This window comes from Halorubrum sp. CBA1125, assembly GCF_009742825.1.
GTDB lineage: Archaea > Halobacteriota > Halobacteria > Halobacteriales > Haloferacaceae > Halorubrum.
This window is the reverse complement of sequence record NZ_WPCE01000281.1, coordinates 1-2659: the sequence shown is the minus strand read 5'-3', so window position 1 is coordinate 2659 and position 2659 is coordinate 1. Positions and strand designations below refer to the sequence as shown.

The 2659-nt window shown below is 73.3% G+C and carries 1 pseudogene; it reads right to left on the bottom strand.

The annotated features are described in order from the left end of the window. Positions 1–62 precede the first annotated feature (62 nt). Positions 63–2499: pseudogene (locus GJ633_RS15650) on the bottom strand (ATP-dependent DNA helicase); the annotation flags it as partial. Positions 2500–2659: the final 160 nt, after the last annotated feature.

The window sequence follows — 2659 nt, the reverse complement described above, 5'->3', positions numbered from 1 at the left end:
GCCGGGTCAACGGGCGGGCCGAAGTCGGTCCCCGCCTCAATCCGAAATCCAGCCCAGGCCTCCGCCTGCCCGTCGTCCGTCACCTCCGCGTCGCGCCCGCGGTCGCCGCGGCGGCCGCCGAGCGGTCGGCGGCGACGTCCTCCATCGAGGGGTCCTCGCGGCCGGCGTTCTCCAGGATGCGCTCGGCGGTCTGCTCGCGGCCGCGGAGCGCGCCGAGCACGACCGCCTTGTCGGCCTCGCGGAGGTCCGCGCGGCTCTCGATCCCGGCCTCGTAGAGCCGTCGGGCGCGCTTCCGGCCGACGTCGCGGACGCCGGCGAGGTCGAGCAGTTCCTCGCGGACGCCGTACTCGACGCGCTTGCGGGCCTCCCGGACCGCCTCGGCTGTGTCACCGTCGACGCCGTCCACGTCACGCGCGAGCGTCTCCGCCGCGCGCAGGAGCCACTCCGCGGTGTCGACCTTGCCGCGGATGTCGCCGGGGCCGACGCCGTACCGCTCCGCGATCCGGTCCTCGTCGACCTCGTTGGCCCAGTCCTCCAGCAGGCGCGCGGTCTTCAGCGCCGCGAGCCAGTCCTCGAAGCGGACCTCCTCGTACGCGGAGGGCGCGTCGCCGAGCAGCTCCGGCTCGCGCTCGTAGAACGTCTCCTCGTACGTCTCGCGGTCGCCCGACTTCAGGTACAGCTCGTACATGTCGGGAGTGCGGCTGACGAGGTGGTAGAGGCCGAGCGGGGTCACGGCGGATCCGGCGTGGTCGTCGCTTCCGTCGTCGGGGGTGTCGGCGTCTTCGTCGTCGTTCCGTTCGCCGTCGGCCCGGGCGTACGTCCCGAACTCGGCATCGTCGCCGTCCGTCGCGTCGGTCGACAGGACGAACTCGCCGTCGATCGATCCGGCGTCGGCCGACCTCGCGTCGGCCGCGGCCGACCGGAGGCCGTCGATCACCTCGGCCGCGCTCATCGGGTCGAGGTAGAGCCGCGAGACGGTGTGGCCGATCCCGGTCGCGGCGAGGCTCTCGGTTCCGCCGTCGCGGTCGCGGTCGACGAACCCGTTGACGTCGAGGTACTCGAGGACGGTGTCGGTGACCGCGGCGAGCCGCCCCGCGTCGTCGGTCTGGGCGGCGTAGAGGGTGTTGTCGAGGAACGAGAGGAGCGCGTCGCGAGTGGCGGCGAACCCGGAGGCGACGGTGGCGAGCACGTGGGTCCGGAGCGCGGGCTCGGCGGCGAGCTTCGAGCGGACGGGCTCAGGGTCGGCCCAGACGTACCGCTCGAACAGCTCCTCGCGCGCGTCGGCGTCGCTCGCGAGCAGCACCGCCTCGCCGTAGGGGTCGAGCCCGGGCCGGCCCGCGCGCCCGAACATCTGGTGGACTTCGAGCACGTCGAGCGGCTGCATCCCGCCGAACTCCCCGTCGTAGCGCCGCCAGTCGCGGACGATCACCCGGCGGGCGGGGGTGTTGACGCCGGCGGCGAGCGTGGGCGTGGCGGAGACGCACTTGATCAGCCGGTCGCGGAACGCGTCCTCGACCAGGCTCCGGTGGGCCGCGGCGAGCCCGGCGTGGTGGAACGCCGACCCGCGCTCGACCGCATCCGCGAGGTCCTCGGAGGTGTCGGTGTCGGAGACGCCGCGGATCTCTTCGGCGAGTTCGCGGAGCCGATCGCGCTCCGCGTCGGTGAGCCGCGGGCCGGTAATCTCGGTCAGCTTCCGGGCGGAGGACTCGGCGTTGCGCCGGGAGTTGACGAACACGAGCGAGGAGCCGCCCTGGCCGTCCTCCTCCGTGTCGAGCGCGTCTGCGACGAGCCGGGCGGTCTGGTCCTCGCCGCGGCCGACCGGCACCTCGCGTTTGCTCCCGTCGTCGAAGTGGAGCGCGTCGCCGTAGTGGACCCCCGTCCGGAGGTCGATCGGCCGCCAGTCGGACTCGACGAGCTCGGCGTCGAGCCAGTCGGCGATGACGTCGGCGTTGCCGACGGTCGCCGAGAGCGCGACGGTCTGGAGCCCGGGGTTCACCTTCCGGAGCTTCGCGAGGGTCACCTCGAGGGTGGGGCCGCGGCTGGCGTCGTCGACGAGGTGGACCTCGTCGCTCACGACGCAGGTGAGGTCGTCGATCCACGCGCGCCGTTCCGGATCAGCGAGTCGACCTTCTCCGAGGTGGCGACGATGACGTCGCGGCTCGCGAGCCACTCGCCGTCGGAGTCGTAGTTGCCGGTGGAGACGCCGACGGTGACGCCGTGGTCCTCCCAGCGCTCGAACTCCGTCTTCTTCTCGCTGGCGAGCGCGCGCAGCGGGACGATGTACAGCGCCTTGCCGCCGCGCTCGACGGCCGAGAGCATGGCGAGTTCGGCGATCAGGGTCTTGCCGGAGGCCGTGGGAACCGCCGCGACGAGGCTCTCGCCGTTGACGACGCCGGCCTCGACCGCGGCCGCCTGGGGCGGGTACAGCTCGGCGACGCCCTCCGCTTCGAGCGCCTCCCCGACGCCCGCGGGGAGCCCGGAGAGCGAACTCGGTTGCATTACCGGAGCGTGGGCCCCGACGCGATTTAAACCGTCGGAACCGTGCGGTGGCGGAGCGAGACCCGGAATTGCGCGGCCGACAAAGGCGACGACAGAGCAGAACGCGACGATGCGGTGGCGCGCCTCCGAGCGCCCGCAAGGGCGCGAGAGCGCGCGAGGG